Here is a 17,098-nt window from a genome sequence, read left to right on the forward strand (position 1 = left end):
TGCTGTCGGGCGATGGTTCCCTCAACAACTGACGTCTCGTGATGTGCGGGTGGCCGGGGCCGAGCCCCGGACCGCTCGCACTCCGTGTCCGTACGGGGCCGCACGCGTCGATGCCCACCACTCCACGGGAGGTGGGCATCGGGCGTACCCGGGCGTACGGGCCGGCCCCGGGAGCGCACCGGCGGGACGCGGTGGGGGAGGTCATGGTGACCTCCTCATCACTTGATCGAGGGAGATCTACGGATATCACCGGCATAGGTGCTGGACCGGGCCGGCCGCGCGCATCTCCTCGGATGGCCGGATCAAAATGTGTTGACGCCGTCGGGCGGTCCCGGGCTATCGTGTGCAGCGTTCCGGACGGCGGGCATGAACCGCCGGTGCCGGCCCCGTGCTTGGACCAGGAGGTGAGGACATTGATGACTGTCGCCGCGGTGGGCGCTGCCCACAACCCGAAGAGCATCGTTCTCACCCCCGTGGTCGCCGGCTGACCTTCTCCGTACCTTCCGCGCGCTCGTGTGCGCGTCGCCGGGGCCACCCTTCGAAGGGTTTCCCTTGTCTTTCTCCTCGCTTTCCCCGCTTTCCTCCCTCGTCGGCCCCTCCGCGTCGCATCCGCTGACACCGTACGGCTGGGACGACGACTGGGCCGCCGAGTTCGCCCCCCACGCCGAACAGGGGCTGCTGCCCGGACGGGTGGTGCGGGTGGACCGCGGTCAGTGCGATGTCGTCACCCCCGACGGCACCGTGCGCGCCGACACCGCGTTCGTGGTGCCGCGCGACCCGATGCGGATCGTCTGCACGGGTGACTGGGTCGCCGTCGACCCCGATGGTGATCCGCAGTTCGTACGGACGCTGCTGCCGCGGCGTACCGCCTTCGTGCGCTCGACATCGTCGAAGCGCTCCGAGGGACAGGTGCTCGCCACCAACGTCGACCACATCGCCATCTGTGTCTCGCTCGCCGTGGAGCTCGACCTGGGGCGGGTGGAACGCTTTCTGGCGCTCGCCATGTCCAGCTCCAGCGGTGACGCGCTGCTGCGGGACGGGGCGTCCGCACAGGACGGCGCCGCCCAGCCGCTGGTGGTGCTGACCAAGGCGGACCTGGTGCCGGACTCCGCCACGTTGGCGCACCTCGTCCAGGACATCGAGGCCGTCGCCCCCGGTGTGCAGGTACTGCCCGTCAGCTCCGCCACCGGCGACGGGCTCGATGTGCTCGGCGCCGTCGTCTCCGGCGGTACGAGTGTGCTGCTCGGGGTGTCCGGCGCGGGCAAGTCCACGCTCGCCAACGCCCTGCTCGGCGACGACGTGATGACGGTGCAGGCGGCCCGCGACGTCGACGGAAAGGGCCGGCACACCACTACGACCCGCAACCTGCTGGTCCTGCCCTCCGGGGGAGTCCTGATCGACACCCCCGGGCTGCGCGGGGTCGGTCTCTGGGACGCGGAGGCCGGTGTGGGGCAGCTGTTCTCGGACGTGGAGGAACTGGCCCAGGAGTGCCGCTTCCACGACTGCAACCACGAGTCCGAGCCCGGCTGCGCGGTGCTCGCGGCCGTCGAGGACGGCGCGCTGCCCGAGCGGCGCCTCGACAGCTACCGCAAGCTGCTCCGCGAGAACCAGCGCATCGTCGCCAAGACCGATGCCCGGGTACGGTCCGAGATCCGCCGCGACTGGAAGCGCAAGGGGGCCGAGGGCCGGGCGGCCATGGACGCGAAGCGGGGCCGTCTTCGGTAGCGCACAGGGACCCGGGTCCACGTCCGAAAACCGCGAGTGCGCCACTGGGGGGTGGCGCACACTGGACGGTGTGATGGACGAACAGACCAGGTATGAGGCGGTGAGCAGTCGCGACGCGCGCTTCGACGGGGAGTTCTTCTTCGCCGTCGAGACCACGGGCATCTACTGCCGGCCGAGCTGCCCCGCCGTCACCCCCAAGCGGAAGAACGTCCGCTTCTACCCGACCGCGGCCGCCGCCCAGGGCCACGGCTTCCGGGCCTGCAGACGATGCCGCCCGGACGCCGTCCCGGGGTCCGCGGAATGGGACGTACGCGCCGATGTCGTCGGCCGCGCCATGCGGATGATCGGCGACGGGGTGGTCGACCGGGAGGGCGTTCCCGGTCTCGCCCACCGGCTCGGCTACAGCTCGCGCCAGGTGCAGCGGCAGCTCAACGCCGAGCTGGGCGCCGGACCCGTCGCCCTCGCCCGTGCCCAGCGCGCGCACACCGCACGGGTGCTGCTCCAGACGACCGGGCTGCCCGTCACCGAGATCGCGTTCGCGGCGGGCTTTGCCAGCGTGCGCCAGTTCAACGACACGATCCGGCAGATCTACGCCCGTACGCCGAGCGCACTGCGGGCCGAGGCCGGGACCGGGCTGGGCGCGGCGGTACGGGAGGCGCGCACGACCGGGATCCCGCTCCGGCTCGCCCACCGCGGGCCGTACGCCGCCCGGGAGGTCTTCGATCTGCTGGCCGGTGAGACGGTCGCCCGGATCGAGGAGATCAGCGGCGAGCCCGGCGCCCGTACCTACCGGCGCACCCTGCGGCTGCCGTACGGGACGGGCATCGTCGCCGTCGACGAGCGGTCCGCCGGGGCGTGGCTGGACGCCCGGATCCACCTCACCGATCTGCGCGATCTGACCACGGCGGTGCAGCGGCTGCGGCGCCTCTTCGACCTGGACGCCGATCCGTACGCCGTCGACGAGCGGCTCGGCGCCGACCCGCTGCTCGCACCGCGCGTCGCCACCCGGCCGGGGCTGCGGTCGCCGGGGGCGGCGGACCCGGAGGAGTTCGCCCTACGGGCGCTGGCGGGCCGGGACGCGACGGTGCGGCTCGTGGAGACGTACGGGAAGGTTCTGGACGCGCCCTGCGGAGGGCTGACGCATGTGTTCCCCGAGCCGGGAGCGCTGGCAGGAGAGACGGAGGCTCCCGCGCTGCGGGCGCTGGCGGCCGCACTGGCGGACGGGGACGTACGGCTCGACGCCGGCGCGGACCGCGAGGAGGCCGAGCGTGCGCTGCTGCGGCTGCCGGGGATCGGCCCGGCGACCGCGGCGCTGATCAGGATGCGGGCGCTCGGCGACCCCGATGTGGATCCGGACGGGCGCCCCGGGGCGGAGCGGTGGCGGCCCTGGCGTTCGTACGCCACGCGCCACCTGGAGCTCCGGGGACTGTCTTCGGATCATGCCGGATCGGCCTGATCCGAACGGGACAGCCCTCAGGCCTCTTCTTCGAGGCCCCAGGTGTGAATCCTCGTGCGGATGAGGGTGCCGTCGATCAGGACGACGTGGCCACCCTTTCGGGTGATTTTCTTCAGCGCCCGCTCCAGCCGCGGGGCCCGCACGGCGAGCAGTTCGATCACCTCCATCTCCCAGCGGCGCACCGTGGTCGCGGAGATGCGGTTGCCGCCCGCCAAGTCGGCAAGCCGCTGGTCATGACGGAGAACGGCGAGGACGATCGCATGCCAAGACGATCGCGCCGGCCTGCCCACCCTGGCGGTCATGCGCTCCCAGCAGTGGCCCGCACCCACCGGCCGAGCGACGCCGTCTTCACGTAATCCCAGCCGATCGACCTGGCCGGCCTGCCTGTTGACGTCGACTAGATACTGAGTGTAGACACTGAGGTATGACTGTCCCTCTGGCACTCCTCGGACTCCTCGAACGGGAGTCGAGCCACGGCTACGACCTCAAGCGCGACTACGACACCTACTTCGGCCGAGGCAAGCCGCTGCCAGCCGGGCAGGTCTACTCGACCTTGGGCCGCCTCGCCCGCGACGGAAAGGTCGAGGCCGGCGAGACCGAGCCCGGGTCGGGGCCGGACCGCAAGCGCTACGTGATCACCGAGTTGGGGGTCACGCAGGTCGAGACCTGGCTGACCGAGCCGGTCGCGGGTGAACCGCACCTGCAGACGGTGCTGTTCACCAAGGTCGTACTGGCACTGCTGCTGGAGCGCGACCCCCGCGCGTACCTCGACATCCAGCGCGCCGCCCACATGGAGCGGATGCGGGAGCTGACCGAACTGCGCCGGACCGGCAGCACGATCGACTCGCTGCTCGCCGACCACGGCGTGTACCACCTGGAGGCCGACCTACGGTGGATCGACCAGACCGTGGCGCGGCTCGCCGCCCTGACAGCCGAGGTGCGCTCATGAGTCCGGACGAAGGCTTCCTCGTAGAAGCGCGGAACGCCGTCCTGTCGTTCGGGCGGACGCCCGCGCTGCAGGGTGCGAACCTCTCCGCCCGTGCCGGCGAGATCCTCGCCGTCACCGGCCCGAGCGGCTCCGGCAAGTCCACGCTGCTGCACTGCCTGGCCGGGATCCTCGTACCCGACTCCGGCGAGATCTGGTTCGACGGCCGCCGCGTCGACACCCAGCGCGAGCCCGAGCGCAGCGCGCTGCGCCGGGATCACTTCGGCTTCGTCTTCCAGTTCGGTCAGCTCGTCCCCGAGCTGACCGCCGAGGAGAACGTCGCCCTGCCGCTGCTGCTCGCCAAGTCCCGCAGGGCGAGCGCGCTGGCCGAGGCCCGGCCGTGGTTCGGGCGGCTCGGCCTGGACGGTCTCGAGGGGCGCCGATCCGGTGAACTCTCCGGCGGGCAGGCACAGCGTGTCGCCCTGGCCCGCGCCCTGGTCTCCCGGCCCAAGGTGCTCTTCGCCGACGAGCCGACCGGGTCGCTCGACTCGCTCACCGGCGAGCACGTGATGGACCTGCTGGTCGCCTCCGCGCGCGATGAGGGCACCACCGTCGTCCTCGTCACCCACGAGCCGCGGGTGGCCGCCTTCGCGAGCAGCGAAGTCATCGTCCGCGACGGCAAGGTGACGCCGCTGTCCGTCGGACGGCTCGCCTCGTGATCCGCCTCGGCCTGCGCCTCACCCTGAGCGGCGGCAGGGAGGCCGCCGCCCGCCTCGCCGTCGTCGCGGCCGCCGTCGCGCTCGGCGTCGGCATGCTGCTGAGCATCCTGGCGGCCATCAACGCCACCGCCACCCAGAACAGCCGGAACGCCTGGCTCAACACCGGCACCGGCAAGAGCGCGTCCGGCCAGTCGGTGGCGAAGGCGGACACGGACCCGCTGTGGTGGCTGCTCAGGGCGGACCACTTCGACGGCAAAACCATCGGCCGCGTCGACGTCGCCGCCACCGGCCCGAACTCCCCGGTCCCACCGGGGCTCTCACGCCTTCCAGGACCGGGCGAGTTCTACGCCTCACCGGCCCTCAGCAAGATCCTCCACTCCACCCCGGCCGCCGAACTCGCCGACCGCTACCCCGGCCACCAGGTCGGCACGGTCGGCAAGGCGGCGCTCCCGGGCCCGGACTCCCTGGTCGTCGTCATCGGTCACAGCCCCGACCAGCTCGCGAAGCAGCACGACGCCACCCGGGTCACCTCGATCACCACCGTGACCCCGAGCAGCTGCGACGGAACGAACTGCAGGGTCAGGACGGGCATCGACAGCCGGGGCATCAAGCTCATCCTCTCCGTCGCGGGCACCGCCCTGATCTTCCCTGTGCTCATCCTCATCGGCACGGCCACCCGGCTGGCAGCCGCCCGCCGTGAGCAGCGCTTCGCCGCGATGCGCCTGGTGGGCGCCACACCGCGGCAGATCTCGATGATCTCGGCCGTCGAATCGACGGTCGCCGCAGTCATCGGCACGGCCGTCGGCTTCGGCCTCTTCTACCTGTTCCGTACGCAGCTGGCGGCGGTCAACCTCACGCGTACGCCGTACTTCGCCAGCGATCTCACGCTCGGGACCAGCAACGTCCTTCTCGTCTCCGTCGCCGTCCCGGTGGGGGCCGCGATCGCGGCCAGGATCGCCCTGCGCCGCGTGCAGGTCTCCCCGCTCGGGGTCACCCGGCGCGTCACGCCGCGCCCGCCGCGGGTCTACCGGGTGATCCCACTGGTCGCCGGTATCGCCGAACTCTCGTACACCATCGGCCGGGTGCCCAGGAGCACCAACGGTCAGATCTGGGTCTTCGTCCCGGGAATCCTGCTGGTCCTGACCGGACTCGTCATCGCGGGCCCCTGGCTGACCATGGCCGGAGCCCGCGTCCTGGCCCGGCACACCAGCCGGCCCGCGCTGCTCGTCGCGGGCCGGCGGCTCGCGGACGACCCGAAGGCCGGCTTCCGCGCGGTCAGCGGGCTGGTCCTCGCCCTGTGCGTCACCAGCGCGGCCGTCGGGATCATCGGCTCGCTGAACGCCGAGCGCAGCATCCCGCAGGCCGGCCGGACGGTCGCCGGCGCCTTGGACGCCCACTACGGCCAAGGCTTCAACCGCACTACCGGACGTCAGATCGGCAGAGTGCCCCCGCTCTCGAAGGCCGCGCTCGGCGACCTGAACTCCGTACCGGGCGTCAAAGGCGTGCTGATGATCCACACGAACCCGCTCGGCACCACGGACCCGGCCCATCGCGGTCCCCAAGGCTCCGCGCCACCGCCGGTGGCCGGCCTGGCCTCGTGCACGGAGCTCGCGAAGATGCCGGCCCACAGCGCATGCGCCTCCGGAGCCGAAGCGGCGTCGGTCACCCAGAACTACGGCAGCTTCGGCACGTACTACTGGGAGCACTGGCCCACGGCATGGCCCGCCGCCGGCATCTCCGCCCAGCGCCTCGCCCGCCTCCCGGTCCAGGAGATCGTCGTGGCCACCAACGGGTCGACGTCGGCGATCGAACGCGCGCGCACCATCCTCGCGAACACGTATCCCGACCAGGACGTCCCATGGACCGTCGGCGAGGCCCACGCCGAAAGTGGCGCACAGCTCGCCGGATACCAGCAACTGGCCAACGTGGTCATCCTGGTCGGTTTCCCCATCGCCGGCTGCAGCCTGGCGGTGAGCGTGGCCGGGGGCCTGCGCGACCGCAAGCGCCCCTTCAGCCTGCTGCGGCTGACCGGCACACAGCTCGGGGTGCTGCGGCGGGTGGTGCTTCTGGAGAGCGCGGTCCCGCTCCTGGTGGTCGCCGTGGTGGCGATCGGGATGGGCTTCCTGGTTGCCCAGCTGTTCGTGCAGGCCCAGTTCAACTACTCGATCCGGGCACCGGGGATCCAGTACTACGCGATCGTGCTCGCCGGGCTCGTTGCCTCGCTGGGGGTCATCGCATCCACGATGCCGCTGCTCAGGCGCATCACGGGACCCGAAACCGCACGCAACGAGTAGCAGGAACGACGACGGCTCGGACCGGCTGACCGCAGCCGGTCCGAGCCGTCCCTCGTTCAGGGCCGGGGCCGGACTCGGACCGGCAGGCCCCAGCGCGGCGCGGCCGCGTTCGGGGTGACCGGGCGGATCGTCAGGTCCGGGCGGTCGCCCTCGGCCGTGATGAGCGCCGACTCGCCCTTGCGGAGCTCGATCCGGGCGGTGCCGTCCGCCACCTCCTCGTACCGCAGCGGCCGTCCGTGCCGGTCCCGGATCTCGATCGGGCCCTCGATGCCGGGACGGCGACGCAGGGGGCGCCGGCCTCGCGGGGCAGCCGGACCCAGCGGGTGCGGCCTTCCTCCCGTATCGCACTGAGCAGGAACGCGCCCTGGGTGCGGAAGTCATGCACGGTCAGCTCCCGCCGGGCGGCGGGCAGCGCGGGGAAGACCCTGATTGTGCCGCCCCAGGACTGGCACACCATGTCGTGCCGCGACTGGGCCGCGGAGAGCGGGGTGGACGGTGCGCCAGCTGTCGTCGGGGGAGTGCACGACGGGGGCCGCGGACGGGTGGTGGCCGGGGCGGCCGCCTGGGCGGGGACGGCTGCGCCGCCCACCATCAGCGCGCCGCCGAGCGCGGTACCGGTGGCGAGAACAGTTCTTCGGGAGGGGGACGGCGACGAGGGGGCGGTCACAGGGAAGTGGGTCGGGCGGTCAGCCCCGGAGCACCGCTCCCAGCCATGCCCCCGTCACCAGCAGACACGCGAGCAGCTCGACGAGTACGGAATAGCCGGTGGCCCGCATCACCGAACGCAGCGAGGTCCGTGCCGCCCCGCCGCTGCCGAGCCGCAGGCGCTCCGCGCCGTAGATCGCCCCGACGTATCCCAGGATTCCACCCACCACGGGCACCACGAAGAAGCCCGCGATCCCGGCGATGCCGCCCAGCATCAGCGTCCTGCGCGGCGCCCCGGCCTCGCGCGGGCGGCGCGGCCGCAGCAGCGGTTGCAGGGCCTGGTTCAGCAACAGGAGCGCGGTGGCGCCGATCAGCACGACCCAGGCGGCCGGGGTGATGTCGGTGAGCGCCCACCACAGCACGGCGGCCCAGACGATCGCCTGGCCGGGCACCCCGGGCACCAGCACGCCGACCACGCCGAGCAGCATGACCAGGCCCACGGCGACGAGCTGCCACACACCCATCTCACCAGCCTGCCGGAGTCCGACCTGTCCCGCCTGTCAGCACGGCTCGGTGTGGGAGCCGTCGGCGCAGCTCAGAGGGGGTGGTGAGGCGGTCTCGAAGCCCTCGCGGACCAGTCTTGCTCAGAGCCTGTCGGGTGACCTCCGACCGGGCGGCCACGCCCTGACACGCACGCTTCCCGCGTTGTCGTCGGTCGCCAACGCTCCGCGTTGACTCCCTCCTCCGCCTTGGAATCGCATGCACCAGACCGCGTCCGCCATCCGATCGGAGGTCACCCGACAGGCTCTCAGGACCGCGGCGTGCGGGCCACCCAGCCCCGTTCGTACGCATGCCAGCCCAGCTGCAGCCGTGTCGACACCCCGGTCAGCTCCATCAGGCCCTTCACCCGGCGTTGTACGGTCCGCAGTCCCAGTTCCAGCTGTTTCGCCACGCTCGCGTCCGTGAGCCCGGCCAGCAGCAGCGACAGAATCTCCAGATCGGTCGGATCGGGGCCCACGGAGTCCTCGTGAGCCCAGCCGCTCTCGCCCAGCCGCAACGGCATGGCGTCGCGCCACACCGCCTCGAAGAGCCCCATCAGCGACTCCAGCAGCCCGGACGCATGGACGACCAGCGCCGCGGGCTCGGCGCCCCGGCCGGTCAGCGGAACCATGGCCAGTGAGGCGTCGGCGACGACGAGCTTGGTCGGCACCCGGTCGACGACCCGGCACTGCTCGTCCCGGCTCAGGGCGGCCGACAGCTCCAGGATCCCGGACGGCAGGGCGAGCACCTCCCGCTCGATCACCACCCGGAAGGACACCCCACGGGTCGCCGCCTGCTCCTCGGATTCGTTCTCCAAGCCGCTGACGGCGATCGGCTTCCCGGTGACGAGGGCGCACACCTCGCTGGTCGCACCCAGCTGCAACTGGTGAAAGCGGTGCGCCACCGCGCTCGCTCCCGTGACCACCTCGACCAGATCGTGCACGGCCGGCTCGGCCGCATCCGACCGGTACTCCTCGGCGAGCAGCGCCGCCGCCAGCTCCGCCTGCTCCAGTTCGTGGCGCTGCTGGGTCAGCAGCGCGCCCAGGGCGACCCCCGGCGGCGCCGCCACCCACCGCCCGGTGCGGGCGGACGACTGGGCGGCGAGGCCCTGTTGCTCCAGTCGGCGAAGCGCCCGCTCGGTCTCCGACTCGGGAAGCCCCAGCCGGTGTGCGAGGTCGGAGACCTCCGCTGCGCCCACCGCGACGAGTGCGCGATAGGCGGACTCCTGTCTCCCGTCGAGACCTATGACTCCCAGCACCCTTGGACCCCTCCCCGGACGCGTCACTTCCGCATTGTTCCGCCCTCTTCGGCCGGCCGGTCGTGGCGGAAAACGGCCACGGCGTAAACCCGCCGTGTACATCATCCCTGCATCGCCCGTCGCCATGCCAATGTGGCGCCCACCGCAGTACCAATAGCCTCCGGAATCAGGCAGCTTGTGCTGTCCTGCTCCGGATTCATCTGGGGAGAGCGATGCGCCCGATATCGCGTACGGCACTGGGGGCGGCGACCGCCGCGGTCCTGGCCGTCACCGTGGTCGCACCGTCCGTGGCAGCGCCACCGACGGAGTCCACATCGAAGAGACCGCTGACCGGCAGCACGGCAGCCGGTGCCGACGCTGTCGCGAACGGCGGCAAGCCGGTCACCGTCACCCTTGTCACCGGCGACAAGGTCCTGGTGAGCACGGACCGTTCGGGGGCCTCGTCGGTCACCGCACTGCCCCGCGAGGACGGCACCGTACCCCTCGTACAGACCCGGCAGTCCGGCAAGGACCTGTACGTCTACCCGGACAGCGCGACCGAGGCGCTCGCCGCGGGCACGGTCGACGAGGAACTCTTCAACGTCACCGGACTGATCCGTCAGGGCTACGACGACGCGAGCACGAAGTCGCTGCCGTTGATCGCGGTCTACGGCCAGGGCCTGGCCCGTTCCGCGCCCGCCACCCCGCGCGGCGCGAAGCGCGGCCTCTCCCTCGACGCCATCGACGGCGTCGCGCTCAAGGCGGACAAGGCGAAGGCCGCCGACTTCTGGTCGGACGTCACCAACAACCGCTCGCGCTCGGCCTCCGGTCTGAAGAAGCTCTGGCTCGACCGCAAGGTTCAGGCCACCCTCGACAAGTCGACGAAGCAGATCGGCGCCGACCTTGCCTGGGCCGCCGGCTACGACGGCAAGGGCACCAGGGTCGCTGTCCTCGACACCGGTGTCGACGCCGAACACCCCGACCTCAAGGGCCGGATCGCCGCCTCGGAGAACTTCACCGACTCCGGCACCACCGACGACCGGCAGGGCCACGGCACCCACACCATCTCCACCGTGGGCGGCACCGGCGCGGCCAGCGACGGCAAGAAGAAGGGCGTCGCCCCCGGCGCCGACCTGCTCGCCGGCAAGGTCCTCAACGACAGCGGCTTCGGTGCGGAGTCCTGGATCATCGCCGGCATGCAGTGGGCCGTCGACCAGAAGGCCGATGTCGTCTCCATGAGCCTCGGGAGCCCGACGCCGACCGACTGCACCGACCCGATGAGCGTCGCCGCCGAAGAACTCGCCCAGAGCAAGGACACCTTGTTCGTCATCGCGGCCGGCAACTCCGGCCCGACGCTGAACACGGTCTCCTCCCCGGGCTGCGCCCCGAGCGTGCTGACCGTCGGCGCCGTCGACCGCGACGACTCCACGGCCCAGTTCTCCAGCCGCGGCCCCGTGATCGGCTCGCACACCCTCAAGCCCGAGATCGCCGCTCCCGGCGTCGCCATCTCGGCGGCGGCGGCCGGTGGCCGCGGTATCTACGCGTACCGGACGATGTCCGGTACATCGATGGCCACCCCGCATGTCGCGGGCGCCGCAGCGATCGTGAAGCAGCGTCACCCGGACTGGACCGCCCAGCAGATCAAGGCGGCCCTCGTCTCGTCCGCGAAGAGCGACATCCCCGGCGACGTACGCGAGACCGGCGGCGGCCGCCTCGATGTGAAGGCCGCCATCGACACCACCGTCGTCGGCGCCCCCGCAGTCCAGGGCGGCACGTTCGACTGGCCGCAGGGCAAGTCCGACCGCACCACGGTCGACGTCCCGTACACCAACTCCGGCACCGAGCCGGTGAAGCTGTCGCTGAAGGTCGAGGGTGTCACCGGCAACGACGGCTCTGCCGTCCGCTCCTCCGTCGCGAAACTCGACGCGAGCAGTGTCACCGTCCCGGCCGGAGCCACCGTCGAGGTCCCGCTGCAGATCGACCCGACCGCGCAGCTGAAAGCCGCTCAGTACGGTGATGTCACCGGGCGTGTGCTGGCCACCGGCGCCGACGGCGTCAAGGTCTCCACCCCGTTCTCGCTGTACGTCGGCGCGGAGACCGTCACCCTGCGGGTCAAGCTCGTCGACCGCACCGGCAAGCCCGCCGCGGGCTCCTCCTCGCTGGACGTCATCGGCACCGACACCGCCACGGGTGAGCGCCGCTTCAACGACGGCTCGGCCGACCAGGTGTACCAGGTCCGCCCCGGCGCCTACTTCGTCTCCAGCTTCATCATGTCGCCGGACCCGAAGGACGCCACCGGCAGGCTCGTCGAGTCCGTCGGATACCTGGCGCGCCCGCAGTTGAACGTCACCAAGGACACCACCCTGGTGCTGGACGCCCGCGAGGCCCATCGGATCCGGGTGAGGACCGAGGACCGCGCGTCCGAGAACCGTTCCACGACCCTCGCCTTCGGCCGCAGCTGGGACGACGTCTGGCTCCACTCGGGCTCCGTCACCGGCCCCCGCATCGTCAAGAACTACCTGGTCGACATCCAGGGCAGGGCGAGCGACGGCGACTTCGAGTTCGACAGCGCCTGGCGTGCGTACGCTCCGCAGATCGAGAAGCTCGCGGTCGTCGGCGGCGCCGAACTGCACCCGCAGCTCGCGAGCACCGGCTCCGTCAACCTCGACGGTACCGGCGAGGCCGCGCTCGTCGACGCGGGCACCGGCACCCCCGACGAGCTGAAGGCCGCCGATGTCGCGGGCAAGATCGCCCTGGTGAAGGTCGCCGACGACGGATCCATGAGCGTCCAGGCGCGGAACGCCAAGGCCGCCGGGGCCAAGGCGATCATCGTGCACCGGCCGTCCGCGGGCCTCTGGCAGCCGACCGTTGGCTTTGGTTCGGCGCCGCTGCCCTCCCTCGCCGTCGAAACGAGGGAGGCCGCCGGCCTGAACGCCGCCCTGGCCGCCGGCCCCGTGAAGCTGCGCTGGAAGGGCACTGCCGCCAGCCCGTTCGTCTACAACCTGACCTTCCCCGAGGCCGGCCCGGTCACCTCGGACCGGACGTACAAGGTCCGTGACAGCGAGCTCGGCACGTCCACCGCCACGTACGAGGCGATGGGTGTCGCGGCCGACTACGCCGATACGATGGTCTTCGGCCGGCCGTACGGCGGGCGTTACTCCGCCTCGTTCGACGTCGTCGCCGTCCCGGGCAAGCGCACCGAGTACTACTCGGCGGGCGACACCGGCTGGGAGCGGTACGTCTCCTCCAGCTTCCCCTGGGGCGAGTCCATGGTCGACCCGGCGTATACCTACACGGCCGGCTCGAAGCGTACGGAGAACTGGTACCGGGGGATCGTCGGTCCGTCCACTCCCCGCGACGCGCAGGGCAAGGAAGTACTCGCAGCCGAGCGTCAGGACAACCTGATCGGCGTCGCCCCCGGCTTCTGGGCGGACAGCGAACACGCCGGCATCCAGGGCTCCTTCGGGGATCTGGGCAACATGACGCTCACCAGCGATGGCAAGGTGCTCGGCGAGTCAGGGTGGCCGTCCGGGGTGTTCACCGTCCCGGCCGAGGACGCGGCGTACGAACTCACCATGCAGACCTTCAAGTTCGGTCAGCCCGCTGCCGTGTGGAAGCGGTCCACCCGGACCGAGACCACCTGGAAGTTCCGTTCGAAGCGGGACGAGAACGCGTACTCTCAGGGTATTCCGCTGCTGTTCCCGGGTTACGACCTGGCCACGGACGGGATGAAGACCCTGGCGGCGCAGGACGGTCAGAAGATCGGCCTGAGTGTCACGGGCCACGCCGGCTACACCCCCGGCAAGGTGACCGCGGCCAAGGTGTCCTACTCGTACGATGGGGGCACGACCTGGACCGAGGCCACCACCGCACAGCAGGACGGGCGTTGGACCGCGACCGTGAACCACGCGGGTGCGGCCGGCAAGCCGGTCACGCTGAAGACGGAACTGACGGACGCCAACGGAAACTCCGTCGTCCAGACCGTCGTCGACGCGTACGCGGTGCGCTGACCTCGGCCACACCATGACCGGTCCGCCGGGCGTCCTTCCCGTGGGGGGTGGGGTCGCCCGGCGGACCTCTTTTTCCTGATGACCCGTTTTCGTACGGCCCGCGCGGTGGACAATAAGGGCATGAGTCAGCAGGGGGAGAGGCCCGCCGCCCACGAGGACGACTGGTGGCGCAGGCTGTACGACGAAACCGCCGCGGACACCGGGGCGAGCAGCGCGGCCGACAGTCTCGACGACCGCTTCGACTCGGTTTCGGGGGCGGTGGGTCCGGCGGGGCCCGGTGCGGGCGCCGCTGTCCCGGCGCCCCGGATGGCGCTCTCGGACGGTCCGCCCGTGCCGCCTCCGCCGCCACCTGCACCTCCGTCTCCGTCCTCGCCTCCGCCGCCACCTGCACCTCCGTCTCCGTCCTTGCCTCCGTCGCCACCTGCACCTCCGTCTCCGCCTTCGCCTCCGTCGGCGCCGGAACCGTCGCCTCCGCCGCCCGCGCAATCCGTGCAGGCGCGTGCGCCGTGGGAGCCGCCGGTCGGCCCCGCGCGGCCGCGCACGTTTGCCACACCACCGCCGGTCCCGCCGCCACCCGTTGTCGAAGCGCCGCCGGTCTCGCAGCCGCCCCCTGCCGAAGCACCTGCCACGGCCTCCGTGCCGCCGCTTCCGAGACGGCCGGTTGCCGCGAAGCCGGAGACGGCCGGGGCAGGACCCACCGCGCCGCCCCCGGCCGCACCCGCCCCCGAGGTCACTCCCGAACCTCCTCACGCCCCCGCGGCCCGCCCCGGCCTCTCGTACGTCGGCGACCGCCCGCCCACCTACGACGCCGAGCCGACCGCTCTCCCCGCCACCGTCCCCCAGGAACTGGACGGACTCGTCGCCGACACCGTGCTCGACGGCGCCCGGTACGGGACGTACACCCTGCGTGCCGCCTCCGTGCGAGGCGACTCCGCCCGGTTCAGGGGAGAGCCCCGGCGCGACGCCCTGCTCACCGTGCGGTTCGGCGCCGCCGAGAACGCCCTCGTGCTCGTCGCGGTCGCCAGCGGCGCCCGTGCCACCGAGGCTGCGCATCTTGCGGCCGCAGACGCCTGCCGCTGGATCGGTGGAGCCGTCGGCCGCAGCCACCCCCGGCTCTCCGAGGACATAAGAGCGGGCCGCCGCGGCGACCTCAAGTCAGGTCTGCACCGCCTCACCGACCGCAGCTACGGCAAGCTCCGCGCCCGCGCCGTCGAGCTGGGGCTCGAACCGGAGGAGTACACCGCGGGGCTGCGGTGTCTGCTGCTGTCGGCCGATCCCGCCTGCCGGACCCGGGTCTTCTTCGGCGTGGGCGGCGGGGGACTCTTCCGGCTGCGGGACGGCGTCTGGCAGGACCTCGAACCGGACGTCCCGGAGCCCGGGGCCGTGACCGGGCAGGCCGTAGTCGGCTTCGGGTCCGCGTCCCCCGGGAGCGGGCCCGACGGCGACCGGCTGACCATGGACCTGGGGATCGCGACCCCGCCGTCCCCGTACGTCGAGAGCCCGCCCCCGCCACCCGCGCAGCCGTTCCGGTTCCGGGCCTCGGTCGCCCGCCCGGGGGACACACTGCTCCTGTGCAGTACCGGTCTCGCCGAGCCGCTGCGCGGCGAACCCTCCCTCGCCGAGGAGCTCGCCCAACGCTGGACACCACAGGAGCCGCCCGGCCTGGCGGCGTTCCTCGCGGACACCCAGCTCAGGGTGAAGGGGTACGCCGACGACCGTACGAGTGTCGGCGTCTGGGAGGCGTAACCGCCCGCGCCATGGGTTGATGGACTCCTAGCGCGGAGAGGATACGCACCCATGGCCAAGCAGAACGTGTCGGAGCAGTTCGTCGACATTCTCGTCCGGGCGGGCGTCAAGCGCCTGTACGGCATCGTCGGCGACAGCCTCAACCCGGTCGTCGACGCCATTCGCCGCAACGCGGCCATCGAGTGGATCCAGGTCAGACACGAGGAGACCGCCGCGTTCGCCGCCGGCGCCGAGGCCCAGATCACCGGGACCCTGGCCGCCTGCGCGGGTTCCTGCGGCCCCGGCAATCTGCACCTCATCAACGGCCTCTACGACGCCCACCGCTCGATGGCCCCGGTCCTCGCCCTTGCCTCGCACATCCCTTCGAGCGAGATCGGTCTCGGCTACTTCCAGGAGACCCATCCGGAGCTGCTCTTCCAGGAGTGCAGCCACTACAACGAGATGATCTCCAACCCGCAGCAGATGCCCAGGCTGCTCCAGACGGCGATCCAGCACGCGATCGGACGCGGCGGGGTCAGCGTCGTCTCGATGCCGGGCGACATCGCCTCCCAGCCGGCGCCCGAGAAGTCGATCGAGCACGCCCTGGTCACCGCGCGGCCGACGGTCCGGCCCGGTGACGAGGAGATCGAGAAGCTCTGCCGGATGGTCGACGAGGCGAAGCGGGTGACGCTGTTCTGCGGGAGCGGCACGGCGGGCGCCCACGCCGAGGTCATGGAGTTCGCCGAGCGGGTGAAGGCCCCCGTCGGTCATGCGCTGCGCGGCAAGGAGTGGATCCAGTACGACAACCCGTACGACGTCGGCATGAGCGGACTGCTCGGTTACGGCGCCGCGTACGAGGCGACCAACGAGTGCGATCTGCTGATCCTGCTCGGCACCGACTTCCCGTACAACGCCTTCCTGCCCACCGATGTGAAGATCGTCCAGGTCGATGTGCGCCCCGAGAACCTGGGCCGCCGCTCCAAGCTGGATCTGGCGATCTGGGGCGATGTCCGTGAGACGCTGCGCTGTCTGACGCCGCAGGTGAAGGTGAAGACCGACCGCAAGTTCCTCGACCGGATGCTGAAGAAGCACGCCGACGCGCTGGAGGGCGTGGTCAAGGCGTACACCCGCAAGGTCGAGAAGCACATCCCGATCCACCCCGAGTACGTCGCCTCGGTGCTCGACGACGTCGCGGACGAGGACGCGGTGTTCACCGTCGACACCGGCATGTGCAACGTGTGGGCGGCCCGCTATCTCACCCCCAACGGCAAGCGCCGGGTGATCGGTTCGTTCAGCCACGGCTCGATGGCCAACGCGCTGCCGCAGGCGATCGGCGCCCAGTTCGTCGACCGGAGCCGGCAGGTCGTGTCGATGTCCGGCGACGGCGGATTCACCATGCTGATGGGCGACTTCCTCACCCTCGTCCAGTACAACCTTCCGGTGAAGGTGGTCCTGTTCAACAACTCCGCGCTCTCCATGGTCGAGTTGGAGATGCTGGTGGCGGGGCTGCCGTCGTTCGGTACGACCAACAAGAACCCGGACTTCGCGGCGATCGCCCGGGCGGCCGGGGCGTACGGCGTACGGGTGGAGAAGCCCAAGCAGCTCGAAGGCGCCCTCAAGGACGCCTTCAAGCACAAGGGACCGGCCCTGGTCGATGTCGTCACCGACCCCAACGCGCTCTCCATCCCGCCGAAGATCAGCGCGGAGATGGTGACCGGCTTCGCGCTCTCCGCAAGCAAGATCGTGCTGGACGGCGGCGTGGGCCGGATGCTTCAGATGGCCCGTTCCAACCTGCGGAACGTGCCCCGTCCCTAGTGCCGGT

General features: G+C 71.5%; 12 protein-coding genes. 8 read left to right on the top strand and 4 right to left on the bottom strand.

Going from position 1 to position 17,098, the window contains the following annotated elements:
• Positions 1 to 552: 552 nt before the first annotated feature.
• Entirely contained in the window at positions 553 to 1,725 is a 1,173-nt protein-coding gene (rsgA, locus tag AB0I23_RS18045; protein WP_359110303.1) for a ribosome small subunit-dependent GTPase A, read from the top strand.
• A 73-nt stretch (positions 1,726 to 1,798) separates the two neighbouring features.
• Entirely contained in the window at positions 1,799 to 3,181 is a 1,383-nt protein-coding gene (locus AB0I23_RS18050; RefSeq protein ID WP_359110415.1) for a DNA-3-methyladenine glycosylase 2 family protein, read from the top strand.
• A gap of 17 nt (positions 3,182 to 3,198) precedes the next feature.
• Here the strand turns inward: AB0I23_RS18050 and AB0I23_RS18055 are convergent, their stop codons facing one another.
• On the bottom strand, positions 3,199 to 3,624 hold the full coding sequence (locus AB0I23_RS18055; RefSeq protein WP_359110304.1) for a hypothetical protein: 426 nt from the start codon (positions 3,622 to 3,624) through the stop codon (positions 3,199 to 3,201).
• Here AB0I23_RS18055 and AB0I23_RS18060 point away from each other — a divergent pair.
• From AB0I23_RS18060 to AB0I23_RS18070, 3 genes are read left to right on the top strand one after another with little or no spacing between them, the layout of a single operon-like run.
• The gene (locus tag AB0I23_RS18060; RefSeq protein WP_358857154.1) at positions 3,606 to 4,130 is read left to right on the top strand and encodes a PadR family transcriptional regulator; all 525 of its coding nucleotides are present in this window, start codon (positions 3,606 to 3,608) and stop codon (positions 4,128 to 4,130) included. The two genes, AB0I23_RS18055 and AB0I23_RS18060, sit on opposite strands and share 19 nt — an antisense overlap.
• Positions 4,127 to 4,825 (top strand): ABC transporter ATP-binding protein, encoded by a 699-nt coding sequence (locus tag AB0I23_RS18065; RefSeq protein WP_359110306.1) that lies wholly within the window; start codon positions 4,127 to 4,129, stop codon positions 4,823 to 4,825. Before AB0I23_RS18060 ends, AB0I23_RS18065 begins: the two co-directional genes overlap by 4 nt.
• Complete coding sequence (locus AB0I23_RS18070; RefSeq protein WP_359110308.1) at positions 4,822 to 7,119, top strand: FtsX-like permease family protein; 2,298 nt, start codon at positions 4,822 to 4,824, stop codon at positions 7,117 to 7,119. Before AB0I23_RS18065 ends, AB0I23_RS18070 begins: the two co-directional genes overlap by 4 nt.
• Positions 7,120 to 7,175: 56 nt before the next feature.
• Here the strand turns inward: AB0I23_RS18070 and AB0I23_RS18075 are convergent, their stop codons facing one another.
• The 3 genes from AB0I23_RS18075 to AB0I23_RS18085 all read right to left on the bottom strand — a co-directional run bounded on the left by AB0I23_RS18075 (position 7,176) and on the right by AB0I23_RS18085 (position 9,562).
• Positions 7,176 to 7,331, bottom strand: coding sequence for a hypothetical protein (locus AB0I23_RS18075; RefSeq protein WP_359110310.1), 156 nt, complete (start codon positions 7,329 to 7,331; stop codon positions 7,176 to 7,178).
• Positions 7,332 to 7,805: 474 nt separating this feature from the next.
• On the bottom strand, positions 7,806 to 8,288 hold the full coding sequence (locus AB0I23_RS18080) for a DUF456 domain-containing protein (protein ID WP_359110312.1): 483 nt from the start codon (positions 8,286 to 8,288) through the stop codon (positions 7,806 to 7,808).
• A gap of 284 nt (positions 8,289 to 8,572) precedes the next feature.
• Positions 8,573 to 9,562, bottom strand: a complete 990-nt coding sequence (locus AB0I23_RS18085; protein WP_359110314.1) for a helix-turn-helix domain-containing protein — start codon at positions 9,560 to 9,562, stop codon at positions 8,573 to 8,575.
• 212 nt (positions 9,563 to 9,774) lie between these two features.
• Between AB0I23_RS18085 and AB0I23_RS18090 the strand changes: the two genes are divergently transcribed.
• The 3 genes from AB0I23_RS18090 to AB0I23_RS18100 all read left to right on the top strand — a co-directional run bounded on the left by AB0I23_RS18090 (position 9,775) and on the right by AB0I23_RS18100 (position 17,091).
• Complete coding sequence (locus AB0I23_RS18090; RefSeq protein WP_359110316.1) at positions 9,775 to 13,551, top strand: S8 family peptidase; 3,777 nt, start codon at positions 9,775 to 9,777, stop codon at positions 13,549 to 13,551.
• A gap of 120 nt (positions 13,552 to 13,671) precedes the next feature.
• Complete coding sequence (locus AB0I23_RS18095) at positions 13,672 to 15,297, top strand: protein phosphatase 2C domain-containing protein (protein WP_359110318.1); 1,626 nt, start codon at positions 13,672 to 13,674, stop codon at positions 15,295 to 15,297.
• Positions 15,298 to 15,348: 51 nt separating this feature from the next.
• On the top strand, positions 15,349 to 17,091 hold the full coding sequence (locus AB0I23_RS18100) for a pyruvate dehydrogenase (RefSeq protein ID WP_359110320.1): 1,743 nt from the start codon (positions 15,349 to 15,351) through the stop codon (positions 17,089 to 17,091).
• Positions 17,092 to 17,098 lie beyond the last annotated feature (7 nt).

This window comes from Streptomyces atratus (genome assembly GCF_040655115.1).
Classification (GTDB): Bacteria; Actinomycetota; Actinomycetes; order Streptomycetales; family Streptomycetaceae; genus Streptomyces; species Streptomyces atratus_D.

Bases quoted from the DNA above. Each gene is read 5' to 3' on its own strand.
- AB0I23_RS18095 (WP_359110318.1), top strand. From the start codon at position 13,672: ATGAGTCAGCAGGGGGAGAGGCCCGCCGCCCACGAGGACGACTGGTGG.
- AB0I23_RS18080 (WP_359110312.1), bottom strand. From the start codon at position 8,288: ATGGGTGTGTGGCAGCTCGTCGCCGTGGGCCTGGTCATGCTGCTCGGC.
- AB0I23_RS18065 (WP_359110306.1), top strand. From the start codon at position 4,127: ATGAGTCCGGACGAAGGCTTCCTCGTAGAAGCGCGGAACGCCGTCCTG.
- AB0I23_RS18060 (WP_358857154.1), top strand. From the start codon at position 3,606: ATGACTGTCCCTCTGGCACTCCTCGGACTCCTCGAACGGGAGTCGAGC.
- AB0I23_RS18050 (WP_359110415.1), top strand. From the start codon at position 1,799: ATGGACGAACAGACCAGGTATGAGGCGGTGAGCAGTCGCGACGCGCGC.
- AB0I23_RS18100 (WP_359110320.1), top strand. From the start codon at position 15,349: ATGGCCAAGCAGAACGTGTCGGAGCAGTTCGTCGACATTCTCGTCCGG.
- AB0I23_RS18090 (WP_359110316.1), top strand. From the start codon at position 9,775: ATGCGCCCGATATCGCGTACGGCACTGGGGGCGGCGACCGCCGCGGTC.